This is a genomic window from Methylophilus sp. Leaf408 (assembly GCF_916856905.1).
GTDB lineage: Bacteria > Pseudomonadota > Gammaproteobacteria > Burkholderiales > Methylophilaceae > Methylophilus.
Genome location: NZ_CAKASK010000001.1, coordinates 675505 through 693190 on the forward strand (window position 1 = coordinate 675505; position 17686 = coordinate 693190).

At 40.7% G+C, this 17686-nt stretch carries 16 protein-coding genes; 15 read left to right on the forward strand and 1 reads right to left on the reverse strand.

The window, feature by feature from the left end; all coding sequences use genetic code 11:
- Positions 1-17: 17 nt before the first annotated feature.
- The 3 genes from LPA26_RS02970 (at position 18) to miaA (ending at position 2346) form a co-directional block, all read left to right on the forward strand.
- Positions 18-851 (forward strand): triphosphoribosyl-dephospho-CoA synthase, encoded by an 834-nt coding sequence (locus LPA26_RS02970; protein ID WP_229007273.1) that lies wholly within the window; start codon positions 18-20, stop codon positions 849-851.
- Positions 852-963: 112 nt separating this feature from the next.
- Complete coding sequence (locus tag LPA26_RS02975; protein ID WP_229007274.1) at positions 964-1338, forward strand: 4a-hydroxytetrahydrobiopterin dehydratase; 375 nt, start codon at positions 964-966, stop codon at positions 1336-1338.
- 51 nt (positions 1339-1389) lie between these two features.
- On the forward strand, positions 1390-2346 hold the full coding sequence (miaA, locus tag LPA26_RS02980) for a tRNA (adenosine(37)-N6)-dimethylallyltransferase MiaA (RefSeq protein WP_229007275.1): 957 nt from the start codon (positions 1390-1392) through the stop codon (positions 2344-2346).
- 50 nt (positions 2347-2396) lie between these two features.
- On the opposite strand, the gene LPA26_RS02985 is transcribed toward miaA, so the two are convergent.
- Positions 2397-3803 carry an undecaprenyl-phosphate glucose phosphotransferase gene (locus tag LPA26_RS02985; protein WP_200934478.1) on the reverse strand — a complete coding sequence of 469 codons (1407 nt, stop codon included), beginning with the start codon at positions 3801-3803 and terminating at the stop codon, positions 2397-2399.
- A gap of 279 nt (positions 3804-4082) precedes the next feature.
- Between LPA26_RS02985 and epsL the strand changes: the two genes are divergently transcribed.
- The 12 genes from epsL (at position 4083) to LPA26_RS03045 (ending at position 17622) form a co-directional block, all read left to right on the forward strand.
- Positions 4083-5285: an XrtB/PEP-CTERM-associated polysaccharide biosynthesis outer membrane protein EpsL gene (gene epsL / locus LPA26_RS02990; protein WP_229007276.1), complete on the forward strand. Its 1203-nt coding sequence runs from the start codon at positions 4083-4085 to the stop codon at positions 5283-5285.
- Between the two features lie 295 nt (positions 5286-5580).
- Positions 5581-6609, forward strand: a complete 1029-nt coding sequence (locus LPA26_RS02995; protein WP_229007278.1) for an SLBB domain-containing protein — start codon at positions 5581-5583, stop codon at positions 6607-6609.
- Positions 6610-6625: 16 nt separating this feature from the next.
- Positions 6626-7978: a chain length determinant protein EpsF gene (epsF, locus tag LPA26_RS03000; protein WP_055871816.1), complete on the forward strand. Its 1353-nt coding sequence runs from the start codon at positions 6626-6628 to the stop codon at positions 7976-7978.
- A gap of 38 nt (positions 7979-8016) precedes the next feature.
- The gene (gene epsG / locus LPA26_RS03005; protein ID WP_229007279.1) at positions 8017-8883 is read left to right on the forward strand and encodes a chain length determinant protein tyrosine kinase EpsG; all 867 of its coding nucleotides are present in this window, start codon (positions 8017-8019) and stop codon (positions 8881-8883) included.
- Position 8884: 1 nt separating this feature from the next.
- Positions 8885-9784, forward strand: a complete 900-nt coding sequence (gene xrtB / locus LPA26_RS03010; RefSeq protein ID WP_229007280.1) for an exosortase B — start codon at positions 8885-8887, stop codon at positions 9782-9784.
- A 13-nt stretch (positions 9785-9797) separates the two neighbouring features.
- Positions 9798-10526 (forward strand): exosortase C-terminal domain/associated protein EpsI, encoded by a 729-nt coding sequence (locus LPA26_RS03015; protein WP_229007281.1) that lies wholly within the window; start codon positions 9798-9800, stop codon positions 10524-10526.
- Between the two features lie 3 nt (positions 10527-10529).
- The gene (locus LPA26_RS03020) at positions 10530-11948 is read left to right on the forward strand and encodes a lipopolysaccharide biosynthesis protein (RefSeq protein ID WP_229007282.1); all 1419 of its coding nucleotides are present in this window, start codon (positions 10530-10532) and stop codon (positions 11946-11948) included.
- A complete protein-coding gene (locus tag LPA26_RS03025) occupies positions 11945-13261 on the forward strand; it encodes a hypothetical protein (protein ID WP_229007283.1) in 1317 nt (438 codons plus the stop codon). Before LPA26_RS03020 ends, LPA26_RS03025 begins: the two co-directional genes overlap by 4 nt.
- A gap of 125 nt (positions 13262-13386) precedes the next feature.
- On the forward strand, positions 13387-14436 hold the full coding sequence (locus tag LPA26_RS03030; RefSeq protein WP_229007284.1) for an acyltransferase: 1050 nt from the start codon (positions 13387-13389) through the stop codon (positions 14434-14436).
- A 45-nt stretch (positions 14437-14481) separates the two neighbouring features.
- Positions 14482-15321 (forward strand): 3-deoxy-8-phosphooctulonate synthase, encoded by an 840-nt coding sequence (kdsA, locus tag LPA26_RS03035; RefSeq protein WP_229007286.1) that lies wholly within the window; start codon positions 14482-14484, stop codon positions 15319-15321.
- Between the two features lie 14 nt (positions 15322-15335).
- Positions 15336-16613, forward strand: a complete 1278-nt coding sequence (kdsB, locus tag LPA26_RS03040; protein ID WP_229007287.1) for a 3-deoxy-manno-octulosonate cytidylyltransferase — start codon at positions 15336-15338, stop codon at positions 16611-16613.
- A gap of 16 nt (positions 16614-16629) precedes the next feature.
- Positions 16630-17622, forward strand: coding sequence for an SIS domain-containing protein (locus LPA26_RS03045; RefSeq protein ID WP_229007288.1), 993 nt, complete (start codon positions 16630-16632; stop codon positions 17620-17622).
- The last annotated feature ends 64 nt before the right edge of the window (positions 17623-17686 follow it).

Here is a 17686-nt window from a genome sequence, read left to right on the forward strand (position 1 = left end):
TTAGATCACTGTTGCCTATGAACGTACAAAGCGCATATTTAAAAGCTTGCCTGTCTGAACTGGAAGCACTCAAACCCGGCAATGTGCACATCTTTGCTGATGGTCACGGCATGCAGGTGCAACACTTTATCGATAGCGCCGAAGTCTCGGCACCTGTTCTGTGTGATGATGTACAGTATGGTGATCGCACGTTAGGGCAACGTATCCTGGCGGCATTAGAAGTTACTTATAACAAGGTAGCCTGTAATACCAACCTGGGTATTATTTTACTGGCGGCACCTATAGTGCAGGCTGTCTTACGTTATCCACATTTGCCTCTGTTGGATGGTCTAAAGCAAGTGTTGAATGAAACGACCGTGGAAGACGCAGCACTAGTCTATCAGGGCATTAGGATTGTAAGTCCCGCAGGAATGGGTGAGCGCAACGAACATGATGTATCACAATCCCCCCGGATTAACCTGCTTGAAGCCATGCGCCTGGCAAGTAAGCATGACACGGTGGCGCGCCAGTATAGCGAATGCTATGCACAACTATTTTCTCAAGCGCTGCCACTTTATAAAAACTATATTGATCGTTGGCAGCGTCCGGCCTGGGCACTGACCGCAGTATATCTAAACTGGCTATCCTCAGTGCCAGACAGCCACATCGCACGCAAGTATGGTAAGGAAAGGGCATTACAAGTACAGCAAACCGCGTTGGAACATGCCACAGCATTCATGGCACTCGAAAATCCTAAAAACTATATGACAGCACTACTCAACTGGGATCAATTGCTCAAGCAAGCGCGACTTAACCCTGGCACTAGTGCGGACCTCACCGTAATCACCGCCATGCTGGCAATGCTGATTTAATTCATGACGATCTCGATTCTCGCCAGTCAAGGGATGCTAGATGCATGTAACTCGCCTGTATGGCTAAGGTATACTGTCTGTAAAATTCAAAATCATTCACGAGGAGAGCGCCATGACTGATCAGGTTTTAAGCGAGCAGGAAATCCAACAACACTTTGCTGAATCTTTGCCTCACTGGTTTTATGAAGAAGGCTGGATCCGCCGCAAATATAAAACCAACAGCTGGAAGGGCACACTGATGGTGGTCAACACTGTCGGGCATTTGGCTGAAGCTGCCTGGCACCATCCTGATTTAACTGTTTCCTACGCCTTTGTGATTGTGAAGCTCTGCACCCACAGCGCCAAAGGCATCACCATGAAAGACATTGAACTGGCACGAAAAATAGAAGAGGTCATTCAATGGCAGCCAAATGCCAAAGGTGATTCTGCTCTGGAAGGTACCCCACAAGATGACCTGCGTTTCAGTTATGTAAAGTATGATAAATAAACTGCTCAACTAAGCAGTTGCTACATGTTATTGATTATCGCTTGATACTGTATGTCCTTACCAGTTAACACCAGTCTGCCCCCCGCGATTTTCCTGATGGGGCCGACTGCCAGCGGCAAGACTGCCGCCACGATAGCTTTATACCAACAATTGCCGGTAGAAATTATCAGTGTAGATTCGGCTCTGGTATATCGCGGTATGGATATCGGCACCGCCAAACCTGATGCCGAAACGCTACGCCAAGCCCCGCATCATCTGATTGATTTAATCACACCGCTGGAACAGTACTCAGCGGCGCACTTTGCCAAAGATGCACTCTCACTGATGAATGCAACCACAGAAAAGGGGCGCGTACCTTTGTTGGTCGGCGGCACTATGCTGTATTTTAATGCTTTGCAGCACGGCCTGAGCCAGCTTCCAGAGGCTGACCAAAATGTGCGTGACGAAATCGAAGCCGAGGCAGCTAAAGCGGGTTGGCCAGCGATGCATGCGCAGCTGGCAATCATTGATCCACAAGTAGCTGCAAAAATACAACCCACAGACTCTCAACGTATTGAGCGCGCGTTAGAAGTTTATCGCATAAGTGGTCAGTCGATGAGCACCTTGCGCGCACAATCCAGCAAACATGAACTTTCCTTTAATATCCTGAAAATTGCCCTAATGCCGAGTGAGCGCGCCGTATTGCATCAGCGCATCGCGGATCGTTTTAAATTGATGCTTGAACAAGGTTTTGTCGAGGAAGTGCAAAACTTGCTTGCCGAATATCCACAGCTTACCGCAGAAAGTCCAAGTATGCGTTGTGTGGGCTATCGACAAGTATTAGCCTACTTGAATGGTGAAATTGATCTTAAAACACTAGGAGAGCAGGGCGTTTTCGCCACGCGGCAACTTGCCAAGCGCCAACTGACTTGGTTACGCGGAATGACCGATAACCATGTGGTTGATTGCTTACATCCAGACTGGATCAATATTGCTTTTAAATCTATAAAACAGCATATCCAAAAATAATAAAAGCCGGAATTATCCGGCTTTTTTGATCTAAAAACTTAAGTAAGGATTTAATACGCGCTGTCCTGACCCACTACGGTTAACCAAACTGTTTTTGCTACAATTAACATATCCAGTCTCGGGCTCCAGTTACGCAAATATTCAAGGTCATAGTGCACACGCTGTTCCATCTTCTCAAGCGTATCAGTTTCACCTCGGAAACCGTTCACTTGTGCCCAACCGGTAATCCCTGGCTTAACCTTATGGCGTACCATATAGCCTTTGATTAACTTTCGATATTCTTCGTTATGCGCCACCGCATGAGGACGTGGGCCCACGACACTCATACGTCCTTGCAATACATTAATAAATTGCGGTAATTCATCTAATGAAGTTTTACGCAGGAATGCGCCCAGTGGCGTAATACGCTGATCATTCTTTGTCGCCTGCGTCACCTTGCCGCCATCTTCAGTCACCGTCATAGAACGGAATTTGTAGACCAGTATCTCTTGCCCATCTAACCCATAACGACGTTGCTTGAAAATGATCGCGCCAGGAGAGGTAAGTTTTATTCCAATGGCAATAATCAATAAAATCGGTGAAATCAGAATTAAAACAAAAAGTGAAAACAACACGTCAGCGGTGCGTTTAGTGAATCCATCCATACCTGTGAACGGAGTATCGCATACAGACACAACTGGAATACCGTTTACCTCGGATACGCGCCCCTGGATCAAATCCGTGACAAAAATATCCGGAACAAAATAGATTGAAGTTGTGGTGTCTTTTAAATCATCCAGCATTTTTAAAATACGTGGGTGACTGGACATTGGCAAAGCGATATACAATTTATGTACTGTGTGTAGGCGTAGATAAGTACTCAGCTCGTTCAAGCTCCCAAGTACAGGATAGTCTGCTTGTTCTTCTAAACGGGCTGGAGAGCGATCCTCAAAAAAACCAAGCACATTAATTCGCTGGTAATAATCTTCTTTAAGATTATCAGCCAACAAAATACCTTGCTCGTTCAATCCAACTATCAAGGTATTTTGCGGCGGCCCTTGCCATTCAATTAATTTTGGGCTGGCCCATTTTAACAACTGCAAGGCTGCAATTTGTGCCAATGGCGTGATAATCAACCAGGCAAGAATCATTTGTTCACTATAAAGTGTGATGTATCGCGTAACGTAAGCAAAAATTAAAACAAAAAAGGCGATTAATAACCATTGTGCGATGACATCCCTGCACATGGAAAAAAAAGACTTTCGAATTTTGGCGCCGCTAGGAAAAGTAATCGAAAACAAAACAATCGATACGATAAATATCGACATCGGAATTTGGTTTTCTGTGTATATGAAAAGACCCCATAGCACAAAAACCATTACTAATGGCTCGACAATGGATTCTAAAAGGTAAAGCGGACTATTAGCGCTTGCGGAAAGCCCCGATAGCGTTCTGATAGGAGGTTTTTTAGTGGCCATAAATTTCTTTTATAATTCTCATGTAGAGTTTAACGCATCCGTTGTAGTTACAGCAATTGTTTGTTTAGGCAATCGCCACCTTGAGTAGGTGCAAGAATGGCGCAGACATGATAGGCTTATTAGCAATATCATTTGTAAACGAGCACATATCAGTATCTAGATGATTTAAACTTTAAACTAATTTAGTTGGGAACTGTTCTTGTTTTGCAGCATGATTCAGTTTTTATATATAGTAGAATGCATACTAGTCTAAAAGGCCTTATCAATTCAGGGTGGCTCATGCCTTTAAAATATAACAATAGAGTAACAACATTGTTAGTACATCAAACAGTTTGGTGCTACTGCTTTTTTAATTTTGCATTTAATCCGGCGATAGCCGACGAATTTGATACGGTACAATTTAATGCTTCTGTTAACAAAGCCTGGGATAACAATCTTTTTCGTTTAAGTAATAACGAAATTTCTGATCAAATCACAACCTATTCAGCCGGCGTTCATATTGATAAACAGTATTCCTTGCAGAGATTTATGTTGAACGTCAATTATGTCGATAATAAATATCAACGCAATGATTTTTTAGACTTTGACACCATCAACTATGATGCAGAATGGCTATGGGCCCTTACTCCTTCATTAACTGGTAGCGTGTACTCCAGCAAAAGCAAAACTTTAAATGGTTTTAGTGATTTCCGGCTGTTGACTCAAAATATTAGAACGACTGAAATCAATAGATTCAGAGCGGAATACTCACCACATAAAGTTTGGGCTTTAATCGCTGGTTTAACTGAAACAGATAATGACAATAGTCAAACATTTAATGCTGTCGCACAATACAGTGCCACAGCATTTGATTATGGGGCCCGTTACAATTTCCCTTCAGGTAGCAACCTAACGCTCTTGGGGCATAAACGTGATGGTCAATTTCAACGTCCGATTAGTCAAGCTTCACTCTTTGATAATGGATTTACGGAAAATGAGTTTGAGCTGGACTTGGTTTTAAAGCCTACAGGTAAAAGTAGATTAAGTAGCAAGTTGGGCTATCTTTCCCGTGAATATGATAATTTCTCCGTCAGAGATTATGATTCATGGCTGGGTTATGTAAAGTATGATCTATTGCTGACTGGCAAGCTTAAAACAAACTTTGATTTATCCCGAGTTATTGGTCCATTTGAAACCAATTACAGTACTTATACTGTTTCTGATGCATTGCTGGTGGGGTTAAGCTATGACTATTCTGAAAAAGTGATTTTCAGTTTAAACACCCGGATTGCACAAAGAGATTTTCGACAAAGCGTTATTCCAGGGATAGATAAGCGAGTCGACGACGAAAAGAGTTTTTCAGGCTCAATTACCTGGCAGCCAATCAAGAATATCGGCTTTACACTTAACTCCATCAAGTCTTCAAGAAATGCTAGCTCAACATACAATAACTTTGATTACGATGATGTCACCACTAGCGTGATAGTTGACCTTAAAATTTAGGTAAATACTAAAGTCGCTTACTGCATAATCATGTTAGGTTAATGAAGTTAATGTATGCTTAAATGCCTGGGTACTTTCATGCATGTCGACATTGAATACAGAGCAGGGGAAAACAGGAGTTTGTTACTTAACGAATGTGTGTTTAAAGAAACTGTCAAAATTAAAGTGTTTAATGATTGCTCACTAATCTAAATATAGTACTTAAAGAAGTTTAATTGAATTTTTTTAAAGAACAGGCACCTAAAGTTCTTGCATTTTATGAGTTAGTTTTCATTGTGAAAAGAGTTAATTATTTATGACCAAATTTTTAAAATACATCGTAGCCGGATTTGTTTTAGTCTTCAGTACTTTCGCCCACGCAGACTACACACTCGGTGCCGGAGATTATGTAAGAGTCATTGTTTATGGCGATGCCGACCTTACCCGGGAGACCAGAGTCTCTGAAGATGGTGTTTTGACCATGCCACTTATTGGTGAGGTGAAAGTTGGCGGACTTACGACTATCGAAAGTGAAAAGCGCATTTCAGAGCAACTGAAACGTGGTGGATTTATTGCCAATCCGCAGGTTTCAGTGCTTATTCTTGAATTTATGAGTAAAAGTGTTTCTGTCTTAGGTGGCGTTTTAAAGCCAGGCCGATATCCAGTTGTGCGCCCAACAGATATAAAGGATATTCTTGCAGAAGCAGGTGGATTGACTTCGGAAGCATCGGAAATAATTACGGTAGTTCGTGGTGAAAAACGTAGCGAGTTCGATTTAAACGAAATTATTGAGCATCGTAATTTAAATGCTCATGATATCAGTCTAATTGGTGGCGAAACTGTTTATGTCAGTATCCGGGATGTAACTGTTGCAGGATTAGTGCTGCGCCCTGGGAAATACGGTATTCAGGGAGGCACTCGAAAAATTACAGACTTTATTGCATTGGCGGGTGGAGCGAATGAAATTGCAGGCGAAACTTTATTTTTTACCACATCACGTTCCGGTACACCAACAACGCAAGAATTAAACATTAATGATTTATTTAAAGCCCCTGCAAGCGAGTTGAATAAAGAGCTGACTCCAGGGGATGTGATTTATGTGCCCCAAGCGCCTCAGTTTTACATCTATGGTGAAGTGCAACGCCCTGGCATGTATAAAATTGATAAAAATATGACTGTGATGCAAGCAATTGCGAAAGCAGGTGGCCTTACATTGCGCGGTACTCAGCGGTCAGTTAAATTGCATAGAAAAAATGCAGAAGGAAAGGTAGAGAAAAAATCACCAGATTTGACTGGCACATTGATGGATGAAGATGTGCTATATATTGAAGAAAGTTTGCTCTAATTAATCAGGTGTTAATATGAATTTTTACCAATTTACAAATATTCTAAAAGCACGGTTCAAGATTATCATCCTTGTAATGATAATCACCATGCTTACAGCGGTTATCATTAGCTTGCTGTTTCCCAAAAATTATTTTGCCGCCAGCAGAGTCATTCTTAACTATAAAGGCGTAGATCCAGTCACGGGCATGGCAATGCCAGCGCAACTTATGCCAGGGTACATGGCAACTCAGGCAGATATCATCCTTAGTAAAAGTGTTGCGCTTGATGTGGTTAAAAAGTTTAATTTAACTGAAATCCCATCAATTAAACAAGACTTCGCTAATGAAGAAAATGGTGAAGGGGCCGATATTAACCAGTGGATGGCTGACAGGCTCGCAAAAAAACTTGAGATCATTCCTTCAAAAGAAAGTAGTGTGATTACCATTGGTTACAAAGCAGTTGATCCCACTTTTGCGGCAACAATGGCTAATGCATTTGCGGAATCTTATATTGCCACAAGTCTGAAATTGAAGATTGACCCTGCGATCAAAGCTTCGCAATATCTTTCAGAGCAAACAAAAATGCTGCGTGATAACTTGCAGCAAGCGCAAGATAAACTCTCGAAATACCAGCAAGAACATGGCTTGACCAGTATTCAAGATGCGTTTGATGTTGAAAGTTCCAAGCTTAGAGATTTGTCTACGCAATATAGCCTGACTCAATCGCAATCTATCGATGCCAACTCCCGAAGAAGTGATGCATCCAGAAATACCAGCGAGTCTCCTGATGTGTCACAGAATCCTGTTGTACAGAATTTACGCATGAATCTGGCCACCGCAGAATCAAAACTGGCCGAGATGGAGCAGCGGTATAGTAAAAATCACCCCTTGTATCAGTCAGGTGAAGCCGAAGTAGCCAAATTAAAAAGTCAATTGAACTCAGAAATCAATCGCACCGTCGCCAGTATAGGTAACAACGCGACCATTAACTCGCAACGGCTTGGCGACCTTAAAGTCCAGTTGGAGAAGCAAAAGCAAAAAGTGCTTGAACTGAATAGTTACCGTTCAAATTTTGCTATTCTCGAAAAAGAAGTGCAAATTGCGCAGAATTCACTTGAATCAGTCAACAATCGTTTCAGCCAAACTGCTTTAGAGGGACAGTCTAACCAGGGTGATATCTCTGTGTTGGAAAGAGCCACACCACCATTAAATCCCAGCAATCCAAGTGTAATGTTGATTGCTCCATTCTCAGCAATTGTTGGTTTTTTCCTGGGCTGCTTGTTTGCATTGTTATTGGAGTTTATTGATCGCAGAGTTCGTGGTCTGGATGATCTTGCTTTAATAGGTGACATCCCTGTATATCAATACAGTATCAAGTCTTCAATTTAGCCATTTACTGAACAAAAAATTATTGCATGAGTGCCGTTATGAATATCATTGAATCTGAATCCAATACTCCCATGAAAACCGTTTCAGCCAGTATTGGGCATTTACTGCTTGATATGGGTAAAATTACTGATAAGGATGCAGAGCGGATCTTAAAATTCCAAAAAGAAAAATCCATGCGATTCGGTGAAGCAGCCATAGCGCTTGGTTTTGTCACGATGGAAGATATTAACCACGCATTGTCTTATCAATTTGAGTATCCTTACTTATCTCCTGATAAAACTTCTTTTAGTCATGACCTGATTGCCGCTTTTGACCCGTTCTCTAAGCAAGTAGAAACTTTACGCTCTTTACGTACGCAATTGATGTTGCGCTGGTTTGAACGAGGCTATAAAGCAATAGCCATTTCTTCTGCACGTGAAGCTGATGGCTCCAGCCAATTGGCAAGTAATCTGGCGGTTGTATTTTCTCAACTGGGTGAGCGTACATTATTGATTGACGCTAATCTCAGGAATCCTACCCAGCATAAATTATTTAAACTTTCCAATAATCTAGGTCTTTCAGATATTCTGGCCGGTCGAGCATCTACAGATGTAGTAGTTAGAATTGCATCATTACTGAATTTAAGTATTTTAACTTCGGGTACTGTGCCACCCAATCCACAAGAGTTACTTAACAAAGAACCTTTTGACAAACTGATAGAACATTTTTCAAGCCAGTTTGATGTAATCATTATTGATACGTCCCCTATCTTAAGTTCATCAGATGCGCAAATCGTATCCAGAAAAGTAGGCGGGGTGTTGATTACTACACAGCTCAATAAAACAGTACTGAAGGATACCGAAGAGGCTGTAACAGCTTGCCGTAGTTTAGGTATTGAGGTTCAACTTGCTGTAAATGAATCTTAATATGTCTCCGCAAAAACCACTAAGGCTATCATTAATCCCGCAAAACAAACTGTTGAGTTATGTAGTTATATTACTTTCAATTCTGTATTTATTTGTACCTGTATTCTATGACTTGTCCACGACGGTCTGGAATGCCGATAGCCAGTCTCATGGCCCGGTGGTACTCGCTATTGCAATCTGGTTTTTCTATTTTAAAACCAAGCAAATTCTTGCTACGCCACAGCAATTAAATCCTGCCCCCTTTACCGGCTGGCTACTCATCGTAGCTGGCTTGTTAATTTATACGATTGGCTACTCGCAAAGCGTTTATTTACTATCGATTTTTTCGCTAGTCTTTATATTGGCAGGTGTCATTTGTAATATATTCGGAACAAAGATTGCTATCAAATATTGGTTTGCACTTTTTTTCTTTATTTTTCTGATGCCGTGGCCAGCTTCAGTCATAGATGCTGTCACACAACCAATGAAAATAGCTGTTTCCTATGCATCAGAATATTTGCTATATACATTCAATTACCCTGTGGCAAGGTCTGGCGTAATTATTCAAATAGGGCCATACAAACTTTTGGTTGCAGACGCTTGTGCGGGGTTAAACTCCCTGTTTACATTAGAAGCAATCGGCTTACTTTATATAAATGTAATCAACCATCAGGCATTCTGGCGTAATGTTTTATTGGCTGTATTAATCGTTCCTGTCTCTTTTACATCGAATGTACTGCGTGTTTGTACACTTGCACTCATTACATACTACATGGGCGATGAAGCAGGACAGGGATTTCTGCATAACTTTTCCGGAATGGTATTATTCCTGACAGCATTGATATTAATTATTTTGATTGATACAGTCATTCAAAAGATCGCTGAAAAATTTAAAATAAAATCATTACTTAGTTCAGAATAGTGACGTGTGTTTAATGAAAGACCTATTTAGCAAGTTGCCTGATGTAAAAATTAAAACAGCATTAATTTTATTTGTTACTAGCCTTATTTTTTTGGCAATTGCAACTTCTCTTAAGCCTCAGAAACATTATTCAAGTGGCTTTGATAATTTCGAGAACAGTATTCCCAAAGAGTTTGGTGACTGGAAAGAGGCTCCGCAACTGACACCACAAGTGAGCTTGGTAAGTGATACTAAAAGCTTACAAAATCAAATTTACGATGACGTCATCATGCGCACGTATGTAAACAAAGACGGCGCAAAAATAATGCTTGCGCTGGCTTATGTCAAAGAACAGCGTCAGGATGTTAAGGTTCATCAGCCGGAGATTTGTTACCCGGCACAAGGTTTCCAAATGCTGTCCTCGAAAGTCTCAGTATTCAATATGCCTGTTAGCTCAAGTCCTGTAGTTGGAAAACGGCAGGTCTACTCGGGTTCATCTCACCAAGAGGCCGTGAGCTACTGGATTAGGGTGGCAGATGAAACCCTTTTAACGGGCATCCAAATGCGTTTAAAAATTATTGAAGACGGTTTGTTCAAAGGGCGCTTGGACGATGGTGTTTTGGTGCGGGTGTCTTCAATCACCAATAATGAAAGTGATGTAAGCAAGTTTTATCAGCTACATGATCAATTCCTTAGCGAGTTGACTGCAACTGTAGAGGGAAAATTCCCTGGTTTACTAGTACCATCTGCCTCAAAGACATAATTTATGTCTGTTATGAGAAATACAAAATGGGTTGCAGTGTCTCAAGCTGCTAAGGTGCTTTCGCAACTCGCAAATATATTTATATTAGCGAGAATTTTGCCTCCCAGTGATTACGGTTTGATGGCTATAGCCGCAGTCGCCATTAATCTCGCTTTGCTGATTCGGGATATGGGGACCGCATCAAATATCATTCAACGTCCAACCCTGGACCATGGCATCATCAATGCAGTTTTTTGGTTAAACATTGCATTAGGAACTGTCATCTTTTTGATTGTCTTGTTGCTGGCACCAGTTATCGCAACCAGTTTTAACAATGACCAGCTAATTGGCGTATTAAGTTTAATCGCTTTGACCTTCCCAATGGCGAGCAGCTCTGCCATACATCAGGCCTTACTTGAGCGAGAGTCTAAATTTAAACTATTAGCTAAGATTGAGGCTTTTTCTGCGCTTTTAGCGATCACAATCTCACTGGTTGCAGCTTGGTCAGGTTGGGGCGTGTATAGTCTGGTCATACAGGTTCTGGTGCAAGCAATCAGTGTCACAGTCCTTTTGTGGATCAATGCACCATGGAAACCATCGTTAGATCCACAGTTATACAGACTAAAAGAGCTATTTCATTTTTCTGGAAACATGGCAGGATATCAACTTGTCAGTTTTGCTTTCAGAAATGCTGACGCTGTCATCATTGGTAAACTACTTAGCAGCTCTGCACTCGGCGTGTACTCGATGGCTTACAAGATCATGTTATTTCCGATACAGAATATTTCATGGATCACGACACGCGCAATTTTTCCATTACTCAGCCGCTGTCAGCATGACTTGTTTGAGGTGAGAAAACTTTATCTTAGTGCACTTAAGGGGGTTTCTTTCTTTACTGCACCTCTTATGACTGTGCTTTATGTCACAAGGCATGATTTTATTTTAGTGAGTTTGGGTGATAAGTGGGGCATGATTACTGACCTCCTGATTTTTATGACACCCATAGGTTATTTGCAGGCCGTAAGCGGGACCACTGGCCCGGTTTTTATGGCACTGGGCAAGACAGGTTTTCTATTCAAATTTGGCATCTTTGGCGCATTGATTCATATTATTCTTTTTATTATCGGCGCGCAGTCAGGTATTTTAGAAGTGACTCAGTGCTATTTAATTGCATCGGTAGTGGTGACATTTTTGACATTTGTATTTGCTAACAAAGCCATGATGCTATCAACCCGGGATATGCTGGTTACTGCTTTACCGAGTGTTACTTTATCGTTATATGCTGGCTCCATCTGCCTGCTTTTTGATCAGATCTTTCCGATAGTGAATTCAGTCGCCCGTTTTTTTACGGATTGCTTGGTGTTTTCATTAAGCTACCTGGTTCTTATTTATATTTTAAGTCCAGAGCATTTACACTTTCTTAGAAGGCATAAGGTCAGATGACAACAAAAGCACTCTATTATGTATTTTCAGATATCTTTGTTCCTTTCTTTTTGAATCTCTCTGAAATTCATCGAAAGCTCTATCATTACGAGCCATACTTGGTTTCATTCACACCAAGAGAGCGACGTATCCTGCAAAAAAATGGATATGCCGTTTATCCAGCTGACTTATCTGAAATCGATGCACAAGAAAACACAAGCGCTTTAAACTTATCAGAGTCAGACATTAATGATTTATTTGCCTTTATGCACGCAAAGCATAAAGGGAGTAAAACGGAATGGATAAGACGAACTTCGACACTATTGGGTTTTCTGGAAAGCTTCATTCAAAAAAACCAAATAAACCTGATAGTGGTTTGGAATGGTCAGGATCACGTGGCACGTGCACTTACTGAAATTGCAAAAAAGCATCACATTCGGACTGTCTATATGGAAAATGGTTACTTTTCCAACACGCTACAGGCGGACACTCAGGGTGTGAATATGAGTGCTTCAAACCGCACATTTGCATTTAGTAAAATAAATGAATTATCACAGTTACCCGCAGCGCAAGTTCCATCTGAATTAATAGCACCTACGCTTGTTCAGGTAAACCAATTATCTTCATTGAATAATGGGTTTAACTTCTTAAAAAGGATTCTTGATTTTAAGTTCTATGCAAAGTTTCCAGAACTCCGTGGATCAAGCTGGTTTATGAAGCGGAAGCTAGATAAGGCAAGGCTGGCTATCCCATTAGACACTATTCTTTTACCAAACAACTATGCATTCCTGCCGCTTCAGGTGCATGATGATACTCAAATTTTAATAAATTCCCCTCACTTCAAGGATCCCAAACAATTTATTCGGCACTGCTACCAGCAAATTCGTGAGGCATTGGGGGCAGAATATCCGATCATTGTTAAAGAGCATCCAGAAGACTTTTTGAGATATGACTATGATGACATCCGGGCAGAGTTTCCTGATATTATTTGGTTAAGAAAGTTTGACATTGAAAAGCTGCTTGATAACGCGACTTTCGTTGCTGTCATAAACTCTTCAGTGGGATTGCAAGCCATCGCTAGGGAAAAGCCAGTGATTGTGTATGGGGACTCTATTTACTCACGTGATCAGATTTGTAGCTTTATCACTGATTTGAGCCAGTCTAAAAATGCAATCCTGGATGCGAATAAGCCAATCAGTGAAGAGCGCCGTCAAAATATAAAAACATATCTTAAATATATTAATAGCCACTTCTTTTTTAAAGGAAGCTGGAAAAAATTTAGTCCCGAAAGCATCTCAGAATGTGCTTATAGAATTCATAAATTAGTTAATTAAATTATTAATATTATAAAAATTCCAATGTCTCAATTTCATCAGATCAACTTTTTTCATCATAAACCGATTTCTTCGATGGCAGCAGGCTTAGTTATAAGAATGAAAGAATTGCAGAAGGTAACAATATGAGACTTCCTTTTCTGGATTTTCTAAGATTTTTTGCTGCATTTTCGGTTATGGTTATGCACATAATGGTTAGGGGGTTTCCCAAAGATACGTACTATGCGCATAGCTTTGGAGTTTGGGGAGATTGGTTAAAGTATAATTATTTGGCAGTTAATTTATTTTTTATAATCTCTGGATTTGTTATTTTCTTAACTGCACAAAATAGGTCCGTAAAACAATTCTGTATTTCGCGTTTTCTTAGACTTTACCCAGCGTATTGGCTGGCCTGCACCATTTCATTTGTAGTTTCTTATTTTTATTTGCAGCATATATTTCATCCAACGATAATCAGATACATTGCCAATATGACAATGCTAAATGGTTTTTTTAAAATACAGTTTATTGATAATGTTTACTGGACACTATTTGTAGAATTAAAGTTTTATCTACTTACATTGTTGGTTATTTACTTTAAACAATTACAAAATGCAGAAAAAATCTTGTGGATTTGGCTGCTATTGAGTCTAGCAAACTACTTCATTCACAATCAAATAATCCAGAACATATTTATAACCGATTATTCAAGTTTCTTTTCGAGCGGTGCAATGCTCTTTATTATAAGTAATGATAATTTCAAACTGAATTTGAAAAGAGTTGCGTTTTTAATTCTAAGTTTTTTCTTGGGTTTCTTAAATGAAAGTACTACTTTGTCATTTAAAACAATTCAATATGGTTTCGAATTCAGCTCTTTAAAACTATTATTAGTTTTATTTGCAATTTATGTTTGTTTCATTATTGCTATAAATTATAAAATTTCAAAACACGATTCATCAAAAATATTTAAAGTATGTCAAATACTTGGGGCCGTCTCTTATCCGCTCTATCTTATTCACTTTAATGTTTCATTAGCTGCTTTGAATTTATTTGCGAGCGATGGAAGTAATCGATATTTTGTTGCATGGTGCTTAATAATTTTCTTACCTTGTGTAGCTTATTTAATTGCAAAATATTTTGAAGAGCCTCTTAGGAATAAACTTAATAAATTTTTTTTTATTAAGCACTTATCTTGAAACATTCACTAACTTTCCCTCATTAAGTTTAATTAAAGGCAATAGATGAAAATTAACGATTCAATTACTTTAGACAATAATCTACCATTTGTTTTATTTGGCGGTATTAATGTCCTCGAAGACGTCGACTCAACATTAGAGGCTTGCCGTCATTACGTAAATATTACAAAAAAGCTTGATATCCCTTTAGTGTTCAAAGCTTCTTTTGATAAAGCAAATCGTTCTTCTATCAAATCTTACCGTGGCCCAGGTCTGGAACAGGGTATGCAAATATTCCAGGCGGTAAAGAAAGAGTTCAATGTGCCTGTAATTACGGATGTACACGAGCCATGGCAAGCTGAGCCAGTTGCAGAGGTGTGCGATGTTTTGCAATTGCCCGCTTTTCTGGCTCGCCAGACAGATTTGGTGATTGCGCTTGCCAAAACCGGTAAGCCAATTAATATCAAAAAACCTCAGTTTTTAAGTCCGCATCAAATGGTGAATATTGTGGATAAATTTAAAGAGGCTGGTAATGAGAATGTGATTTTGTGCGAGCGCGGCTCTGCGTTTGGGTACGATAACCTGGTCGTTGATATGTTGGGTTTTGGTGTGATGAAAAAAGTCTGCCCGGATGTACCCGTTATTTTCGACGTCACTCATGCATTGCAGCAACGTGATTCATTAGGTGCTGCTTCGGGTGGCCGCCGCCAGCAAGTAGTGGATCTGGCGTTGTCCGGGATGGCAACCAAGATTGCAGGTTTATTCCTTGAAGCCCATCCTAATCCAAATGAAGCTAAATGTGATGGCCCAAGTGCATTGCCTATCGCATTACTTGAAGCATTCCTTGGTCAGGTTAAGGCAGTAGACCAGTTGGTCAAGTCTTTCCCGGCTTTAAATATCGATTAAGAGTCACAGGCACTATGCAGCAGAAGATTATCATTGTCATACCGGCGCGGTATGCATCAACACGCTTCCCGGCAAAGCCTCTAGCATTGTTGCTCGGTAAGCCAATGGTGCAACATGTTTATGAGAAAGCAAAACAGGTTGAAAATATTGCAGATGTGATTGTGGCTACCGATGATGCAAGGATATTACAGGCGGTAGAGCAGTTTGGTGGTAAGGCAATGATGACTTCAGAAAACCATCAATCGGGTACTGACCGTTTGATCGAAGTGATGAAAGCATATCCCGCAGATGCTTACATTAACGTGCAAGGTGATGAGCCTCTGATTCGCCCGGAAGATATTGCTCTGCTAGTGACACAACTTGGCTTGCCAGAGACTCAAGTGGCTACCTTGTGTCACAAGATCCATGCTGAAGAGGCCAAGAATCCAAACTTTGTAAAAGTGGTTTTAAATCAGTATAAACAAGCACTGTATTTTAGCCGCTCACCAATACCTTATCCACGCAATGCAGAGCACGCTGCATACTATAAACACGTTGGTGTTTATGCTTACAAAAGACATGTGCTTGAGCAGTTTTATGATCTGCCTTTCTCAGCTCTGGAAAATGCAGAGTCATTAGAGCAGTTAAGATTGCTTGAAGCGGGTATTCCCATACAAGCATTAACAGTGGATGAAACAGGGCCGGGTGTCGATACACCGCAAGATCTCAAGGCAGTGGAAGCGCTGCTAACGGGAAATGCTGTCGTCATAACTGAAAACCCACTCGCAAATATCAAACTTGTCATTACCGATGTGGATGGTGTGCTTACTGATGGCGGTTTGTATTACAACCAGGAGGGCGAGTTTATCAAACGCTTTCATGTGCGTGATGGTTTGGGTATTCGCATGCTGATTGAGCTCGGGATTCAAGTGGCCGTGGTTTCCGGGCGCGATTCAGCTGTGCTCAGAAAACGTATTGCCGACCTTGGTATTACACGCTTTAAACTTGGTGTGAAAGACAAGTTTCAGGCCTGTAACGACCTGATGCAAGATTGTGGTGTTAATAAAGAGCAAACAGCCACCCTTGGAGATGACTCAATAGATTTACCCGCCTTTAAAGCCTGCGGCGTCCGCTTTGCTGTTGCGGATTCTGCGGACTATGTAAAGCAACATGCAACGCATGTGTTGAAATTAGGTGGTGGTCATGGCGCATTTCGTGAGGCAAGCGATGCTATATTGATCGCTAAAGGAATGAGCGACGTATTATCTACCACGGATGGGTATGCCAGAATCATGGATATGATGGTGCAGTAACTTAGCTGGCTATTAAATGACTAAAAAAAGCATAGATATGAATACATCAGTGACTACAGCTATCAGCGAATCCCAAATTCTCGACATCGCCAAAACGGTATTTGATACCGAGATTGAAAGCCTGGTACAAATTGCCAATGGGCTGAATGACGAGTTTTTAAAAGCAGTTCAGCTTGTTTTAGAAAGTACAGGACGGCTGATTATTATTGGAATGGGTAAATCAGGCATTATAGGCAGGAAAATAGCTGCTACTCTAGCCTCTACAGGAACGGCCTCATTTTATGTGCATCCTGGCGAAGCTTTTCATGGTGATTTAGGCATGATTCAACCTGGTGATGTCACACTACTGATTTCGAATAGTGGTGAAACCGAAGAGCTGATCAGAATTATCCCTTTCCTGAAATGGCAAGAAAACAAGATGATTGCTTTGACAGGTAATCCCAATTCAACATTAGCTAAAAACGCGCATGCTGTTCTAAATATAGCCGTCGTAAAAGAGGCTTGTAATAATAATCTTGCGCCAACCAGCTCAACAACTGCTACCTTGGTAATGGGGGATGCGTTGGCGGTAACACTTTCGACCCTTAAGCAGTTCAGGCCTGAAGATTTTGCAAGATTCCACCCTGGTGGCAGTTTGGGTCGTAAGTTGTTAACCAAAGTGCACGAAGTGATGCGAAGTAAACAATTGCCGGTTTGTGACTCTAATGCAAGCTTTAGAGACGTGGTGAGTGTAATGAATCAGGGCAGGTTGGGTCTGGCCATTATTATTGATAAAAATAGGTTGAGCGGGATTATTACTGACGGGGACTTAAGACGCGTTTTAGATAAATACGATATTCCAATCAATCTAAAAGCCAGTGATTTTATGACGAGCTCACCTAAAACTATTAACCAAAACGAGATGTTTTCTACGGCTGAGGAATTCATGCAGAAATTTAAAATTAACTCTATGGTTGTATTAGATGACAATAACTTAGTAGTGGGTGTATTGCAGATTTTCAACTTGTAGTAAGTCAAACATTTATACCAATCTCAGTAAATTGCATACCCAATTTAAAATGAAACTTACCTAA